The 16,228-nt window shown below is 70.3% G+C and carries 14 protein-coding genes; 7 read left to right on the top strand and 7 right to left on the bottom strand.

The window, feature by feature from the left end:
* The first annotated feature begins 8 nt into the window (after window positions 1–8).
* The 3 genes from zwf (at window position 9) to pgl (ending at window position 3,193) form a co-directional block, all read left to right on the top strand.
* Complete coding sequence (gene zwf / locus ASD69_RS04475) at window positions 9–1,433, top strand: glucose-6-phosphate dehydrogenase (RefSeq protein WP_056174424.1); 1,425 nt, start codon at window positions 9–11, stop codon at window positions 1,431–1,433.
* On the top strand, window positions 1,430–2,416 hold the full coding sequence (glk, locus tag ASD69_RS04470; protein WP_056174422.1) for a glucokinase: 987 nt from the start codon (window positions 1,430–1,432) through the stop codon (window positions 2,414–2,416). Before zwf ends, glk begins: the two co-directional genes overlap by 4 nt.
* Before the next feature lie 87 nt (window positions 2,417–2,503).
* Window positions 2,504–3,193: a 6-phosphogluconolactonase gene (gene pgl / locus ASD69_RS04465; RefSeq protein WP_056174420.1), complete on the top strand. Its 690-nt coding sequence runs from the start codon at window positions 2,504–2,506 to the stop codon at window positions 3,191–3,193.
* Between the two features lie 600 nt (window positions 3,194–3,793).
* Here pgl and serS read toward each other — a convergent pair.
* Window positions 3,794–5,086: a serine--tRNA ligase gene (gene serS, locus ASD69_RS04460; RefSeq protein ID WP_056174418.1), complete on the bottom strand. Its 1,293-nt coding sequence runs from the start codon at window positions 5,084–5,086 to the stop codon at window positions 3,794–3,796.
* A 152-nt stretch (window positions 5,087–5,238) separates the two neighbouring features.
* On the opposite strand from serS, the gene ASD69_RS04455 reads away from it, so the two are divergent.
* The gene (locus ASD69_RS04455; RefSeq protein ID WP_082576258.1) at window positions 5,239–5,892 is read left to right on the top strand and encodes an energy transducer TonB; all 654 of its coding nucleotides are present in this window, start codon (window positions 5,239–5,241) and stop codon (window positions 5,890–5,892) included.
* Between the two features lie 103 nt (window positions 5,893–5,995).
* Window positions 5,996–6,571 (top strand): energy transducer TonB, encoded by a 576-nt coding sequence (locus ASD69_RS04450; protein ID WP_056174416.1) that lies wholly within the window; start codon window positions 5,996–5,998, stop codon window positions 6,569–6,571.
* A gap of 142 nt (window positions 6,572–6,713) precedes the next feature.
* Here the strand turns inward: ASD69_RS04450 and ASD69_RS04445 are convergent, their stop codons facing one another.
* The 5 genes from ASD69_RS04445 to serC all read right to left on the bottom strand — a co-directional run bounded on the left by ASD69_RS04445 (window position 6,714) and on the right by serC (window position 13,520).
* Entirely contained in the window at window positions 6,714–8,216 is a 1,503-nt protein-coding gene (locus ASD69_RS04445; protein WP_056174414.1) for an O-antigen ligase family protein, read from the bottom strand.
* A gap of 306 nt (window positions 8,217–8,522) precedes the next feature.
* Entirely contained in the window at window positions 8,523–9,842 is a 1,320-nt protein-coding gene (gene aroA, locus ASD69_RS04440) for a 3-phosphoshikimate 1-carboxyvinyltransferase (RefSeq protein ID WP_056174412.1), read from the bottom strand.
* Complete coding sequence (gene hisC, locus ASD69_RS04435) at window positions 9,839–11,008, bottom strand: histidinol-phosphate transaminase (protein WP_200943937.1); 1,170 nt, start codon at window positions 11,006–11,008, stop codon at window positions 9,839–9,841. Before hisC ends, aroA begins: the two co-directional genes overlap by 4 nt.
* Complete coding sequence (pheA, locus tag ASD69_RS04430) at window positions 11,005–12,201, bottom strand: prephenate dehydratase (protein WP_056174410.1); 1,197 nt, start codon at window positions 12,199–12,201, stop codon at window positions 11,005–11,007. Before pheA ends, hisC begins: the two co-directional genes overlap by 4 nt.
* A gap of 233 nt (window positions 12,202–12,434) precedes the next feature.
* A complete protein-coding gene (gene serC / locus ASD69_RS04425; RefSeq protein WP_056174408.1) occupies window positions 12,435–13,520 on the bottom strand; it encodes a 3-phosphoserine/phosphohydroxythreonine transaminase in 1,086 nt (361 codons plus the stop codon).
* 182 nt (window positions 13,521–13,702) lie between these two features.
* Here serC and msrP point away from each other — a divergent pair, with 182 nt between their 5' ends.
* Together msrP and msrQ are read left to right on the top strand one after the other, a co-directional pair.
* Window positions 13,703–14,671 (top strand): protein-methionine-sulfoxide reductase catalytic subunit MsrP, encoded by a 969-nt coding sequence (msrP, locus tag ASD69_RS04420; RefSeq protein ID WP_056174406.1) that lies wholly within the window; start codon window positions 13,703–13,705, stop codon window positions 14,669–14,671.
* A gap of 67 nt (window positions 14,672–14,738) precedes the next feature.
* Window positions 14,739–15,356, top strand: a complete 618-nt coding sequence (msrQ, locus tag ASD69_RS04415; RefSeq protein WP_056176555.1) for a protein-methionine-sulfoxide reductase heme-binding subunit MsrQ — start codon at window positions 14,739–14,741, stop codon at window positions 15,354–15,356.
* Here msrQ and ASD69_RS04410 read toward each other — a convergent pair.
* Window positions 15,325–16,125, bottom strand: a complete 801-nt coding sequence (locus ASD69_RS04410; protein ID WP_157499102.1) for an FHA domain-containing protein — start codon at window positions 16,123–16,125, stop codon at window positions 15,325–15,327. The two genes, msrQ and ASD69_RS04410, sit on opposite strands and share 32 nt — an antisense overlap.
* Between the last annotated feature and the right edge of the window lie 103 nt (window positions 16,126–16,228).

The raw sequence follows: 16,228 nt of genomic DNA, 5'->3' as shown, positions 1-16,228 counted from the left end.
GCGCCGCCATGCACGACACCCTGTTGCTGTTCGGCGCCACGGGTGATCTCGCCCAGCGCTATCTGTTCCCTTCGCTGATCCACCTCTGGCGCGACCGCCTGCTGCCGCCCGACTTCCGCCTGATCGCGGTCGGGCGGCAGGAACTGAGCGACGAGGACTTCCGCGCCTGGCTGCGCGAACGCATGGCGGCCGAAGCCGCCGACGACGCTGCGTCCGTGGACGGCCTGCTGCGCTGCATCGTCTATGTCGCGGTCGACCTGCGCGACACCGCCGCGATCGCGGCCGCGCTGTCGCGTTACGCCGACCGCCCCAGCGTGAGCTACCTGGCCACGCCGCCGGATTTGTTCGTGTCGGTGGCGCAAGGCCTGAGCGCGGCCGGCGTGCTCGCCGATCCCTCGCGTCTGGTCCTGGAAAAACCGATCGGCCGCGACCTGGCCTCGGCGCGCGAAATCAACGCCGCGCTGCGCGCCTGCCTGGACGAGTCGCGGATCTTCCGCATCGACCACTACCTGGGCAAGGCCGCGGTGCAGAACCTGCTGGCGCTGCGCCTGGGCAACACCTTGCTGGAAGCGGTGTGGCAGCACCGCTGGATCGAATCGGTCGACATCCTGGTCGCCGAGACCGCCGGCGTCGATGGCCGCGAGGAGTACTACGCCGGCTACGGCGCGCTGCGCGACATGGTCCAGAACCACATGTTGCAGTTGCTGGCGCTGATCGCGATGGAGCCGCCCTCGAATCTGGACGCCGACAGCATCCGCGAGGAGAAGCGCAAGGTGCTGCGCGCGCTGCGCCCGATGAACGCCGCCGACGCCGCGCGCGATACCGTGCGCGGCCGCTACGGCGCCGGCGTGGTCGAGGGCCGCGCGGTCAAGGGCTTCGTCCACGACGCGCCGGTGGAGACCTTCGTCGCCCTGCGCACCTATATCGACAATTGGCGCTGGGCCGGCGTGCCGTTCCGGCTGGTGACCGGCAAGCGCCTGGCCGCGCGCGCGACCGAAGTGGTGGTCTCGTTCAAGCCGGTCTCGCACTGGCTGTTCGAGCGCCCCGCGCGTGGGCGCGAACGGCCCAATCGCCTGCGCATGCGCCTGCAGCCCGACGAAACCGTCGAGCTGGGCCTGATGGGCAGCCTGGCCGCGCCCGAATGGGGCGCGCTGGAACTGCGGCCGATGTCGCTGGACCTGTCGATGTCGAACTCGCCGCAACGCCGCATCGCCTACGAACGCCTGCTGGTGGACGCGCTGCGCGGCAACCAGACCCTGTTCGTGCGCGACGACGAGGTCGAATCGGCCTGGCAGTGGATCGACAGCGTCGAACGCGCCTGGAGCGGCACCGCCCAGCCCGTGATCGAGTACCCGGCCGGCTCCTGGGGCCCGACCGAGGCCGCCGACTTCCTGCCGGCGACGCTGCGCCAGGGCCGCGGAGGCGAACCGTGAGCGCGTCCACGCCGGATACCTTGCTGGCCGATATCGGCGGTACCAATGCGCGTTTCGCCCTGGCCGCGCCGCAGCTCGAGCAGCCGCTGCGCGAGGACAGCGTGCAGGTGTTCTCGGTCGCCGACTTCCCGTCCCTGGCCGACGCCGCGCGCCACTATCTCGACCGCATCGGCGCCACGCCGAGCGAGGCCGTATTCGCGGTCGCCGGCCGCGTCGACGGCGACGAAGCGCGCATCACCAATCATCCCTGGGTGATCTCGGCCGCGCGCACGCGCCAGGCCCTGGGCCTGGAACGCCTGCAACTGGTCAACGATTTCGCTGCGCAGGCGATGGCGGTGTCCTTGCTGCGCGCGCAGGACGTGGTCGCGATCGGTGGCAACGCCTGGCGCGGCGCCGACGAGGAAGGCGACCGTACCTATGCGGTGATCGGCGCCGGCACCGGGCTAGGAGTGGGCGGACTGATCCGCCGCGACGGCCGCTACTACCCGCTGCAGACCGAGGGCGGGCACGTGAGTTTCGCGCCCGGCACGCCCGAGGAAATCGAAATCCTGCAACGCCTGTCGGGCGAGTTCGGCCGCGTCTCCAACGAGCGCCTGGTCAGCGGCAGCGGCCTGGTCAATCTGCATCGCGCGCTCAGCCAGATCGCGGGCGAGGACCCGGGCCCGCTGCAGCCGGCCGACATCACCGCGATGGCGCGCGAAGGCGACGCGCGCTGCCTGCGCGCGATCGACGTGTTCTGCGCGGTGTACGGCGCCGCCGCCGGCGACCTGGTGCTGACCCTGGGCGCCTGGGACGGCGTATTCCTGCCCGGCGGGCTGGTGCCGCGCCTGATGCCCTGGCTGCAGCATTCCGGCTTCCGCCAGCGCTTCGAGCACAAGGGCCGCTTCTCGCCGGCCATGGCGCGTATCCCCACCCTCGCCGTCACCCATCCCCAGCCCGGCTTGCTGGGTGCGGCGGCTCTGGCCAGGCACACGCCACGTTGAGGTTGTTCGTGCGAAGATCGGGAGATGCTCGACGATACGTCGCCCGCCTCAGCCGCTCCTCCGGAGCCGGAAACGACACGCTATGTGATGCACGCACATCGGGGCCGCGATGTGTGGACCTGGGCGTGCGCGGTCGCGATCGCGGCCGAATTGCGCCGCGACCTGTCGCTGCGCCCGCGCGCGCGCCTGCTGTTGTCGGGCGGCAGCACGCCCGGCCCGGTCTATCGCGCGCTGGCCAAGGCCCCGCTGGAATGGAGCCGGGTCGACATCGGCCTGGTCGATGAGCGCTGGCTGCTGCCGGACGATCCCGACAGCAACGCGCGCATGGTCCGCACCCATCTGTTGCACGACCACGCCGCCGTCGCGCGCTTCGAGCCGCTGACCCTGGCCGGCCGCCGCATCGAGGACGCGGTCGCCGCCGCCAACGCCCACGCCCAGCTCGGCGCCAGCGCCGCGGTGCTGGGCATGGGCGAGGACGGCCACACCGCCTCGTTGTTCCCCAACAGCCGCGACCTCGCGCGCGCGCTCGAGAGCCGGCAGGCCTATGTCGCCGTCGACGCCCGGGACGCCCCCGGCGCGCAACAGTGGCCGCGCCGTATCAGCCTGACCCCAGTCGGCCTGGCGCGCGTGCAGACCCGGCTGCTGCTGATCCAGGGCGAACGCAAACGCGAAGTCTTCGAAGCCGCGCTACGCAGCGGCGATGTGACGCGCTATCCGGTGCTGGCGGCGCTGGAAGCGGGGCATGGCGCGCCGTTGCATGTGCATTGGTGCGAGTGAAGCGTCGGAACGCAAAACGTTGGTGGCTGCATAGCTGGCTGGGTGAGGATTCGACCTCAGCGTTCTCTTCGTGTCAGCGAGGCACGGTATCGGGCTACTTGAGCTCGCCTGGCCGGTACGGCCACCTTGGCGCCTATAGCCGGCAGCTTGTTGGGCAAGAGTTTCGTTGTGACAGGTGAGGCGGGAGGCGGCGGCAACACGGTCACTTCGGCTCGTCATTCTCGCGGACGCGGGCTCCGCTTCGCTTTGGCGCAGTCGAACATCCAGCGACGTAGGATGCGGTGATAAGCGCATAGCTTTTTTGCTCGTCATTCCCGCGAAGGCGGGAATCCAGTGACTTCAGCGCAATGCGCCGGTGTATCGCGGACTGACACCGAGCGAACGCAATCGGAGACAGGTAGCGCGACGCGCCTCCGTTCGACTACGTCGTGGCTATAGATGAGTCCAAGTCACTGGATTCCCGCCTGCGCGGGAATGAAGAATCGGAATATTCGCGATGCGGCGTAGTACGCGTGCGGTGCGCCTTCGGCTTACCGCACCCTACAACGGCACGGTAGCGAGCGCTCGCTAGAGCGCTGCACCGTTACTTCGGCCGCCGCATCAATCGATGCGCTCAGCCCCACCCATATACGAGCGCAGCGCCTCGGGCACGGTGATCGAGCCGTCGGCGTTCTGGTAGTTCTCCATCACCGCGATCAGGGCGCGGCCGATGGCGACGCCGGAGCCGTTGAGGGTGTGCACGGGCTCGGGCTTGTCGGTGGCCGGGTTGCGCCAGCGCGCCTGCATGCGGCGGGCCTGGAAGGCCTCGCAGTTCGAGCACGAGGAGATTTCGCGGTAGTTGTCCTGGCTGGGCAGCCAGACTTCCAGATCGTAGGTCTTGGTCGCGGAGAACCCCATGTCGCCGGTGCACAGCAGCATGCGGCGGTACGGCAGGCCGAGCTGCTCCAGCACCACCTCGGCGCAGCGGGTCATGCGCTCGTGCTCGTCGTAGCTTTCGTGCGGGCGCGCGATCGTGACCAGCTCGACTTTCTCGAACTGGTGCTGGCGGATCATGCCGCGGGTGTCGCGGCCGTGGCTGCCGGCCTCGGCGCGGAAGCACATCGAGTGCGCGGTCATGCGCAGCGGCAGCGCCGCGTCCTCGACGATCGCGTCGCGCACGATATTGGTCAGCGGCACTTCGGACGTCGGGATCAGATAGCGCTTGCTGGCCGCCTCGCCCTCGCCCACCGTGGTCGCGAACAGGTCGTCCTCGAACTTCGGCAACTGGCCGGTGCCGCGCATCGAATCGGCGTTGACCAGCAGCGGCACGTTGGTTTCTTCGTAGCCGTGCTCGTTGGAATGCAGGTCCAGCATGAACTGCGCGAGCGCGCGGTGCAGGCGCGCGAGCTGGCCGCGCAGCACGGTGAAGCGCGCACCCGACAGCTTGGCGGCGGTGTCGCCGTCCAGCCAGCCCTTGCGCGCGCCCAGTTCGACATGGTCCTTGACCGCGAAATCGAAGGCGCGCGGCGCGCCCCAGCGATGCTGTTCGACGTTGCCGGTTTCGTCGCGGCCGACCGGGACCGACTCGTGCGGCAGATTCGGGATGCCCAACGCGATCGCCTCGATCTGACCGCGGATTTCGTCCAGGCGCAGTTCGCTGGCCTTGAGCTCGTCGCCGAAGCCGGCGACTTCGGCCATCAGCGCGGCCACGTCCTCGCCCTTGGCCTTGGCCTGGCCGATCGCCTTGGAGCGGGTGTTGCGCAGGTTCTGCAGTTCCTGGGTACGGATCTGGATCTGCTTGCGCTCGCTTTCCAGCGACTCCAGCGCGCTCGCGTCGAGTACGTAGCCGCGGCTATCGCGCAGGCGCGCGGCGAGTTCGGCGGGTTGCTGGCGCAGCAAAATAGGATCGAGCATGGCGGAACCGGTGGGGAAGCGGAGCGCGATTATCGCGTGCTTAACGCGTTCAGGGCCAATCGCGGCCGCAAACCGCGACCGGTTGCCGACGGATTAACCCCGTTAGAGGCAGAATGCGCTCAGCCACGTTCCCTATCCCCGCCGGATCCCGCATGTCGACACCGTCCCCCGCACCGTCCCGTCCCAGCCTCGATCTGGCTGCCTGGCGCCCCTCGCGCAAGGCCCTGTGGTGGGTACTGGGCGCGTTCGCGCTCGGTCTGATCCTGTTCGCCCTGGTCTGGTCGCGCAGCGGCGAGTACGACTTCTATCGCGCCGACGGGGTCGCCCCGCCGACCGCGGCCGGCCCCAACTACGCGCCCTTGCCGGCGCCGATGTCGGGCAACGAGGGCAGCGGCGTCGGTCCCGCGCCGCAGTCCGCGCCGCCCCGCGGCAGCGATCAACCGCGCCTGGTCGAGACCGCGCCTCCGCCGCCGGCCGATGCCGCGATCCCCGCGAGCCCGCAGACCCCGGCGCCGGCCGCGGTGGCCAGTTCCGACCCCAAGCCGATCCCGGGCCAGAATCCCGCGCCGCGCTACCCGCCCCAGGCCCTGCGCCGCGGCGAAAGCGGCACCGTCACGGTACGCGTGCAGATCGGCGCCGACGGTGTGCCGACCGACGTCAGCGTGGGCACCACTAGCGGCTCGCGCATGCTCGATCGCGCAGCCCAGGATGCGGTCCGGCGCTGGCGTTTCCGCCCCGCCCTGGCCAACGGCCAGCCGGTCAGCGGCACCGTGATGGTCCCGATCACATTCGATGCCAGTCGCTGAACGCGTAACGCCCTGACCCCCTCCGCCTCACTCGCCGCTAACACCGGCGTGGGGAAAGTCGGATCGCCACCCGGAACACCGGGGACGACCCGAGGAGGGACACATGACGGACAACACGCTGGAACATCGCGACACTCAACCGCAAGCCACCGCGGACGCCGCCGAGCCTGCGCGCAACCGTACCGGCCTCTGGCTGCTGGTGCTGCTGGCTGCGATCCTGCTGATCTGGTATCTGTTGAGCCAACGTGCGCCGCTACCGGTGCCGATGCCGCCGGATGCCTCGATCGCGCCGGTTCCGACCGACACCACGCCCGCGACCACGCCCGAAGGCGACGCGCGCAAGCCGGTCGCGAGCGCGGCCAAGCCCAAGCCGACCAAGCCGGCGATCGCCGCCCCGCGTGAGACCGCGCCGGAACGCATCGCCAGCCGCAGTCCCGAACCCGAGTACCCCGCCACCGCGCTGCGTCGCGGCGAGGGCGGCGACGTACTGCTGCGGGTGAACGTGGGCGCCGACGGCGTGCCGGGCGAGATCGACTTCGTCCGCCGCAGCAGCTCGCGCGAGCTCGACCGCGCCGCCCAGGACGCGGTGCGCCGCTGGCGCTTCGAGCCGGCCACGCGCAACGGCAAGGCCGTGCCGGCGGTCGTGGAAGTGCCGATCGAGTTCAAGCCGCAGGCCTGAGCGCGATCCAGACCCAACGGTCCTGAGCCGTAGGACCGCGCAATCGGGGGAGAGCGGGCTCCGGCCGCCACGACGGCGGCCGGAGCGATGCAAGAAGTGCGAATGCGGACGCACCCGCCGTCAACGAACCCGCTACCGACGCTCAGCCGCGAGCGCCCTGCCCGGCTTCGCTGCGCCGGCGGATCAAGCCCCAGGCCAGACAGGCGCCGAACAGGAACTCCAGCGGCGCACGGCCGTATTCGAAACGCCACAGCAGCGAATCGAAATTGTTCGCTACCAGGACGATGCCGACGCTGCCGGTCAGCGCCCAGAACCCCGCCAACGGCATCAGGCCGCGCCGCCAGGCCAGCAAGGCCTCGCGCAGCAACAGCGCGAACGCGACCGCCAGCAGCAGCGTGCCCAGCGCGCCCAAGCCCACCAGCGCGTCCAGATAGGTGTTATGCAGATGCATGTGGTGCTGACCGGCCATGTCGCGCCGGCTCTCGGCGATCAGCGACGGCGTGCTGCGCAGGCCCCAGCCCAGCAACGGCCGCTCCAGCCACTTCTCCATGCCCAGCTTGTACAGGGCCATGCGCACGCTCACGGCCTTGTTGTTGACCTGGGTCTGCTGGGCCGCGATCGCAGCCGGGATCGGTGCGGCGACAGGCGCCGTGGGCGTGGCGGCAGGCGGCGTCGCGACGGGCGCGGCAGGAGCCGCCGGCGCCGGCGTGGGCGCGATCGCGACGGTGCCCGCGGCCGCGGCCTGCTGGGCCTCGCTGACCACAGTCTCGGAGCCGGCGAAGCGCAGGCTGATCAGATCGCGGGCCGCGAACAGCAACAGGGCCGACACCAGCGCCGCCGCGATCGCCGGCACCAGCGCGCCGTAGCCGCCGCGGCCGCGGCGCAGGGCCCAGGCGTAGCCCAGCACCACCGGCGGCAGCACCGCCGCGAAGGCTAGCCAGGCGCCGCGCGACTGCGAGAACAGCAGCAGGCAGAAGCAGCCCACATAGGCGAGGAAGCCGATCGCCAGGGCCAGGCCGCGCCCGCGTTCGCGCCGCCGTGCCCACAGCGCCATCGACAAGCACAACGCCAGCCAGCCGCCGACCGCGGCGAGTTGGCCGCTCAGGTTTTCCGGAATCCCCAGGTCCGGGCGCAAACGCCCGTTCCACAAGGCATCGGCCTGGGTCCACGGCAGGTAGATCAGCGCCGACAACAGTAGGCCCAGGCCCATCAGCACGACCAGGCGCGGGATCGCGCGCGGCATCAGCGACAGCCACCAGCCGGTCACGCAGGTGAACACGGCCAGTCGCACCAACTTGCCCGCGGTCGACAACTGCGCCGACAGCGGTATGTCCGGCATCACGCTCACCGCCGCGTAGACCGCCTGCGCCACCACGAACACGATCAGCAGCAGCAGCGCGCGCACCGCCGGCTGCGCCGCCAGTTCGCGCCAGGGGCGGCGGCCGGCGCAAACCATCAGCAGCAGGAGCACGCCCGCGCCCAGCTCCGGCCGCAGATACAGGCCAATGTCGGTCAGCGAGAAGAAGGCCTGGTAGGCCAGCGCGAACAGCGCGACCCGGCGCAGCCATGGCGGCAGATCGGCGGCGGCCTCGGAGTACAGAGCCATGCCCGCGCCTTCCGCACGGGCGCGCGATGCACGGTTCATGGCGAGCGCATCCTCAGCCATGCGCGATCGCCGCCGGCATCGCAAAATCGCTCGACGTCCGCACGCGCACGCGCGTGGCTGGCGTCGTCGAGCCGCATCGGGGTTGCTGCATCGCTTGCGTCCTCTCGTAAATCGCGCCGGGCCTGGCGCGAACCACGTGATGACCGTCGCGCCGCGGGGGCGGTGGACGACGGCCGTTACCTCCTTGTTCGCACATCCGGGTGCGTACGTCGGCCGATCGAGCGCCGCCGGCGGCGCGATTCGATCGGTCGACGAAGTCTAGCGAAACCCGACTTCGCTGCCTGTCTACAAACCAAACGCCGTACGCAGTTCGAAGCCGCAGCCGCGCGCCAGGCCGTCGAAGTTCGGAAACGACGTCGCCACATTCTCGACATCGCCGATCCGGACGTCGCCGCGCGCGCGCTGCGCCGCCACCGCGAAGCTCATCGCGATGCGATGGTCGCCGTGGCTGTCGACCGCGCCGCCCTGCAAGGCGCCGCCGTCGATGATCGCGCCGTCCGGCGTCTCTTCGATTTGTGCACCAAGAATGCGTAACCCTTGTGCCATGGTCGCGATACGGTCCGACTCCTTGACTCGCAGTTCGGCCGCGCCGGAGATCCGGCTGCGCCCTTGCGCGCAAGCCGCCGCCACGAACAGAGCCGGGAACTCGTCGATCATGTCCGGCACCAGCGCCTCGGGCACCTCGACGCCGTGCAGCGGCGCGTAGCGCACGCGCAGATCGGCGACCGCTTCGCCGCCCTCCGCGCGCGCATGCTCCTCGACGATGTCGGCACCCATCAGGCGCAGGGCCGCGAGCAGGCCGGTGCGGCGCGGGTTCATGCCCACCGCTTCCAGCAACAGCTCCGAGCCCGGCACCACGCTGGCCGCGACCAGGAAGAACGCGGCCGAGGAGAAATCCGCGGGCACCGCGACCTGGGTCGCGCGCAGCGCGTGGCCGCCGCTGAGGCGCGCATAGCCGGGCGAGAACTCGATCGGCCAGCCGAACGCGGCCAGCATGCGCTCGGTGTAGTCGCGGGTCGGGTGCGGTTCGCGCACCACGGTCTCGCCTTGCGCGTACAGGCCGGCCAGCAGCAAGGCCGACTTCACCTGCGCGCTCGCCACCGGCAGGGTGTAGTCGATGCCCTGCAGGCCGCGTCCGCCGTGGATGCGCAGGGGCGGCAAGCCGCCGGCCTCGCTGTCGATGCGCGCGCCCATCGCCGCCAGCGGCTCGGTCACGCGCCGCATCGGCCGCTTGGACAGCGATTCGTCGCCGATCAAAACCGAATCGAAACCCTGCCCCGCCAGCACGCCCGCGAGCAAACGCATGCCGGTGCCGGCGTTGCCGCAGTCCAGCGCCTGCGCGCTCGCGCGCAGACCGTGCAGGCCGACGCCATGGACGATGCGCTCGCTGGCGCTGGGCGTTTCGATGCGCACGCCCAGTCGCTCGAACACGCGCGCGGTGGCGCGGGTGTCCTCGCCTTCCAGGAAGCCGGTGACGCGGGTGACGCCCTCGGCCAGCGCGCCCAGCATGACCGCGCGATGCGACACCGATTTGTCGCCGGGGACGCGCAGCGTGCCGCGCAGCGGCGCGCCGGGCGCCGCGATCCAGGTCTGGCCCGCGCTCATGCGCGCACCGCGTCCAGCGCGGCCAGCAAGCGGCGGTTTTCGTCGGCGTCGCCGACGGTGATACGCAGACAGTCGCCCAGGCCGTAGCCGCCCATCGGGCGCAGCACCACGCCGCGCGCGATCAGTTCGGATTCGATGCGCGCGGTATCGGCGCCGAATTCGACCAGGACGAAATTGGTCTGCGAGGGGAACACGCGCAAGCCGCGTTCGCGCAATGCGGCGCTCAGCGCGGCGCGCTGCTCGGCGTTGCGCGCGCAGGCCGATTCCAGATAGGCCTCGTCGGCCAGCGCGGCCTCGCAGGCGGCCAGCGCGGGCCCGTTGACGTTGAAGCTCTCGCGCAAGCGCTCCATCACCGCGACCAGGCCTGGCGCAGCCAGCAGATAGCCCACGCGCAGTCCGGCCAGGCCGTAGGCCTTGCTGAAGGTGCGGGTCACGATCAGGTTCGGATGCGCGCCCAGCAACGCGACCGCGCTGGCGAAATCGGCGGCCTCGCCGCGGTCGACCATCTCGGCGTAGGCCTCGTCCATCACCACCAGGGTCTCGGCCGGCACCCGCGCCAGGAACGCCTGCAGCGCCGCGCGATCGAACCAGGTGCCGGTGGGATTGTTGGGGTTGGCCAGGTAGACCAGGCGCGTCCGCGGCCCGATCGCGTCGGCGATCGCGTCCAGATCGTGGCCGGCCGGCATCGCCGCGTCGCGCGGCAGCGCCTCGACGATGCGCATGTCCGCGCCGGCGGCCTGGGTGGCCAGCGCGAACACCGCGAAGCCGTAGCGCGAGAACGCCACTTCGCTGCCCGGCGCGGCGAACACCTGCGCCAGTTGCATCAGCAGTTCGTGGGAGCCGTTGCCGAGCAGGATCTGCGCGCCGCTCACGCCGTGCTTGGCGGCCAGCGCGCGCTTGAGATCGGCGCCCAGCGGATCGGGATAGCGGTGCAGCTGATCCAACTGCGCCAATGCCGCCGCGCGCGCGCGCGGCGACGGGCCGTAGGGGTTTTCGTTGGAGCCCAGCTCGACCAGCTGCGCGGCGCCGAACTTGCGTCGCAGCGCGACCAGATCGTGGCCCGGGTCGTAGGCGCGCAGGCGCTGCACGCCCGCTTGCGCGCGCGCGGCGAACCAGGCCTCGTCATAGGCCGGCGTCGCCGCTGGCAAGGACGGCGCCGCGCTCACGCGATCGCGACCGGGTAGGAGCCCAGCACCTTGACTTCGTGCGCCAGCTCTTCGAGCTCCTCCAGCGCCTCGCGCATCGCCGGTTCCTGGACGTGGCCGCCGATGTCGACGAAGAACGCGTACTGCCAGCGGCCGGTATGGCCCGGACGCGACTCGATGCGGTTCATGCTCAGGCCGCGCTTGGCGAACGGCGACAGCACGTTGTAGAGCGCGCCGGGCTGGTCCTTGATGAAGATCAGCAGCGAGGTGCGGTCGTTGCCCGACGGCGTGAACAGCTCGCGCCCGATCACCAGGAAGCGGGTGGTGTTGTCGGGGCGGTCCTCGATCGGGCCGGCCACGTTCTTCAGGCCGTAGACGTTGCCGGCGCTGGCGCCCGCGATCGCGGCCGCGTCGTCGGCGTTGCGCGCGCGGCGCGCGGCCTCGGCGTTGCTGGCCACCGCGATCTTCTCGGCCTTGGGCAGGTACTGGCGCAGCCAGGCCTTGCATTGGGCGAAGGACTGCGGATGCGAGTAGACGCGCTCGATGTCCTCGATGCGGCCGCTGCGCGAGAGCAAGTGCTGGTGCACGCGCAACTCGACTTCGCCGGAGATCTTGAGCTTCGAGGTCAGGAACATGTCCAGGGTCGACTGGATCGTGCCCTGGGTGGAGTTTTCCACCGGCACCACGCCGAAATCGGCGTTGCCGGCTTCGACCTCCTGGAACACCTCCTCGATGCTGGACAGCGGCAGGCCGTGGATCGAGTGGCCGAAATGCTTGAACACCGCCTGCTGCGAATGCGTGCCCTCCGGGCCGAGGAAGCCGATCTTGAGCGGCTCCTGCTGGGCCAGGCAGGCCGACATGATTTCGCGGAACAGCCGCACCAGCACTTCGTCGTTGAGCGGGCCGTCGTTGCGGTCGACCACGCGGCGCAGCACCTGGGCCTCGCGCTCAGGGCGGTAATAGTCCACCGCCGCCGCCAGCTTGCCCTTGGCCTTGCCGACCTGGTTGGCGAACTGGGCGCGCTCGGCGATCAGCTGCTGGATGTGCTGGTCGATGCCGTCGATGCGGGTGCGCAGGGTCGGGAGGTCGAGTGCGGGCGGCTCGGGCGCGGGCTCGGGGACGGCGGGCTTGAGCTTCGCGGCTTTGGCCGGTTTGGCGGCGGCCTTGTTCGGCTTCGGCTTCGGCGGCGCGGGCTTGGTGGGGTTCTTTGCCATGGTTGTCTCGTGGGTCCGGGGGGCTCGGCCGGAGGTGGTGCTGAGGTACGAGGATCTTTGGGGCTCACGAAAATCTACGACGCGAGCTGGAGTTCTACGCTGCCGTCCATGGCGAGACTAGCTCGCTTGAGGACCGTCCGGCCCGGCCATCCATGGCCGTGCGTTCGCTACCGTAGTCGATGCCGATAGGGCATCGACTGAGCACGGTTGCTCACCCATGGCCGGGCGGTCGCTCACCCATTCCGCTGCTGGAAGTCCTGCATGAAGGTCGCCAGCGCCTGCACGCCTTCTTCCGGCATCGCGTTGTAGATCGAGGCGCGCATGCCGCCCAGGGCGCGGTGGCCCTTGAGCGAGATCAGGCCGGCGGCCTCGGCTTCCTTCAGGAAGGGCTTGTCCAGCGCTTCGTCCTTGAGGAAGAACGGCACGTTCATGCGCGAGCGCGCGGCGGCCGCGACCTCGTTGCGATAGAAGCCGCCGGAGTTGTCGATGGTCTGGTACAGCAGCGCCGACTTGCGCGCGTTGCGCTGGGCGAACTCGGTCACGCCGCCCTGCGCGATCATCCACTTGAACACCAGGCCGGCCAGGTACCAGTTCCAGGTCGGCGGGGTGTTGAGCATGGACTCGCCCTTGACGTGGGCGCGGTAGTCGAGGATCTCAGCGCGCGGCTGGCCGGCGCGCTCGAGCAGGTCGCGGCGCACGATCACCACGCTCACGCCGACCGGGCCCAGGTTCTTCTGCGCGCCGGCGTAGATCACGCCGAACTTGGACACGTCCAGCGGCTCGGACACGATGCTGGAGCTGAAGTCGCCGATCAGCGGCACGTCGCCGGTCTGCGGAATGTCGCGGAACTCGACGCCGTGGATGGTTTCGTTGGCGGTGTAATGGACGTAGGCGGCGTCCTTGGACAGCTGCCACTCGCCGTAGGCCGGGATGTCGCGATAGCCGCCGGCTTCGCCGTCGGCGACCACCTTGGCGTTGACGTAGGGCTTGACCTGCTTGAGCGCGGTCTTGCCCCAGTGCCCGGTCACCGCGTAGTCCACGGTCTGCCCCGGGGCGGCGAAATTCAGCGCGATCAAGGCCTGCTGGGTGGTCGCGCCGCCCTGCAGGAACAGCACCGCATAGTCCGCGGGGATCGACATCAGCGTGCGCAGGTCGGCTTCGGCCTCCTGCGCGACCTGCAGGAACTCCGGCCCGCGGTGGCTCAGCTCGACGATCGAGGCGCCGACGCCATGCCAGTCCAGCATTTCGGCCTGGGCCTGCTGGAGGACGGCTTCGGGCAAGGTCGCGGGGCCGGCACTGAAATTGAACGCGCGGGACATCGGGTGCTCCGTGGAGTGGGGGTTGGAACCCAAGTATGCCGCAGTGCAACACTTGCGCGCGCCTTGGTTACCCGCGCAACTTTTACCCCTCCGGCTGCCTCTATATGGCTAACCCGGCCGTATCTCCCGTACGGCCCCGCGACGGTTCCCGTCGCACCCGCTTCCTGCAGGAGTCAGCTCCAATGGCATTGCGCGACGCCTTTACCCTCCCCGCCCGCGAAATCACCGACGAAACCGTCTACCGCGAGCGCCGGCGCCTGCTGGCCGCATTCGCCGCCGCGCCCGCGCTGGGCCTGGCCGGCTGCGCCGATGCCGAGCCCCCGCCCGCGCCCAAGACCGCGATCACGCCCGCGCAGGCGGCCTCGGGCTTCCGCACCGACGAAACCCTGACCCGCTACGAGGACGTCACCAGCTACAACAACTACTACGAGTTCGGCACCGGCAAGGCCGATCCCGGCAAGGCGCCCAAGACCCTGCGCACCCGGCCCTGGACGGTCGCCGTCGGCGGCGCCTGCGCCAAGCCCGGCGCCCTGGCCCTGGACGATCTGCTCAAGGGCCTGACGCCGCAGGAGCGCATCTACCGCCTGCGCTGCGTGGAAGGCTGGTCGATGGTGATCCCCTGGCTGGGGGTGCCGCTGGGCGAGGTGCTCAAGCGCTTCCAGCCGACCTCAAAGGCCAAGTACGTGGCCTTCACCACCCTGGCCGACCGCAAGCAGATGCCGGGCCTGGCCTACCCCGCCCTGGACTGGCCGTACCGCGAAGGCCTGCGCATCGACGAAGCCATGCATCCGCTGACCCTGCTGGCGACCGGCCTGTACGGCAAGCCGCTGCCGCAGCAGAACGGCGCGCCGCTGCGGCTGGTGGTGCCGTGGAAGTACGGCTTCAAGAGCATCAAGTCGATCGTCGCGATCACCTTCGTCGAGAAGATGCCGTTCACCAGTTGGAACGACGCCCAGTCCAGCGAGTACGGTTTCTTCTCCAACGTGAACCCCAACGTCGATCACCCGCGCTGGACCCAGAAGAGCGAACGCCGCATCGCCGGCACCGCCAGCAAACTGTTCGCCGAGCGCATCCCGACCCGGCCGTTCAACGGCTACGGCGACCAGGTCGCGTCCATGTACGCTGGCATGAACCTCAAGCAGTGGTTCTGAGCGCATGAACGACCGCACCCCGGCCGCCACCGCGCGGCCGGCGCCGCGCCGCGCGGCATCCAAGGCCATGATCGCGGCCAAAACCCTGGTCCACCTGCTCGCGCTGACCCCGGCGGCGATCCTGGCCTGGCAGATCCGCGAAGAGTTCCTGACCGGCAGCGGCGGCCTCGGCGCCGACCCGGTCGCCGAGATCGAGCACCGCCTGGGCCTGTGGGCGCTGCGCCTGCTGTTGCTGACCCTGGCGATCACGCCGCTGCGCCAGCTCAGCGGGCAAGCGGTGCTGATCCGGTTCCGGCGCCTGCTCGGCCTGTACGCGTTCTTCTATGCCTGCCTGCATTTCGCCGCCTACCTGGTCCTGGACCTGCGCGGCTACTGGACCCAGATCTTCGAGGAGATCCTCAAGCGGCCCTACATCACCGTCGGTTTCCTGGCCTGGCTGCTGCTGGTGCCGCTGGCGCTGACCTCGACCCAGGCCGCGATGCGCAAGCTGGGCCGGCTCTGGGGCCGGCTGCATCAGCTCATCTACGCGATCGCCGTGCTGGCGGTGCTGCACTTCTGGTGGCTGGTGAAGTCCGACATCCGCGAGCCGCTGCTGTACGCGGCGATCCTGGCCGTGCTGCTGGGCTGGCGGGTGTGGAAGAAGCTGCGCGCGCTCAGCTCGCGCCGTACAGCAGCAGCAGGCTGAGCGCGGCGGCCAGCAACGCGGCCGCCAACAACAGCCACGGCATGCGCCGCACCGACGACGGCAAGGCCGCGGCCGGACGCGCGCGTTCCTCGGCCTCGAATTCGACCGGATGCGGGGTATGCGGCGGCTCGCCGCCGCCGCCGCGGCTGGGCGCTTCGATCACGAAGCGGTGCTGCGATTCCAGCACCAGTTGATCGCCGGGCCGCAGCAGCGCATTGCGTACCGAGCGGCCGTTGACCAGGCTGCCTTCGACCGAACCCATATCGCGCAGGACCACGCCGTCGGCGTGCGCTTCCAGGCGCGCGTGGCGCTCGGCGAAGGAAGCGTCGTCGATGCGGATATCGCACTCGCTGGCGCGGCCGATGGTGCGCGGCTTGTCCAAGGGATAGCAGCGGCCGTGATGCGGACCGGCGATGCCGCGGATCACCAGACGGCTCTCCGGCGCCTCGCCGAAACCATAGTCGGCCGGGGCCGGCAAGGGCTCGCCGGCGAGCAACAGGAGTTCGACGCCGTCCAGGAAGATCGTGTCGCCCGCGCGCAGCATCGCCATGCGCCGCACCGGGCGGCCGTTGACGTGCAGGCCGCGCACGCCTTCGCGCACCTGCAGCCATACGCCGCGACGGTCCACGCACACCTGTGCGACCGCGTCCGCGCCGTCGCGGACCAGGGCAGTGCGACCGTCGGCGTCGCGGCCGATCGCATGCACGCCCGGGCTCAGGGCCAGGTCGGCATGTTCGCGGTTGGGGTATCGCAGTCTTAGGCTTTCCACGCAGCGGAAATCTAGCATGCTGCGCGGCAATCACGCACACCGCATCGACGGCCGCTGTCGGCGCACTCTTGGATGCGGCGCGTCACGCCCGCACAATAGGCGG

Origin of the sequence: Lysobacter sp. Root604 (assembly GCF_001427505.1) — a bacterium.
Classification (GTDB): domain Bacteria; phylum Pseudomonadota; class Gammaproteobacteria; order Xanthomonadales; family Xanthomonadaceae; genus Lysobacter.
Note: the sequence above shows the minus strand (reverse complement) of the source record. Positions and strands in the feature narration are given on the sequence as shown.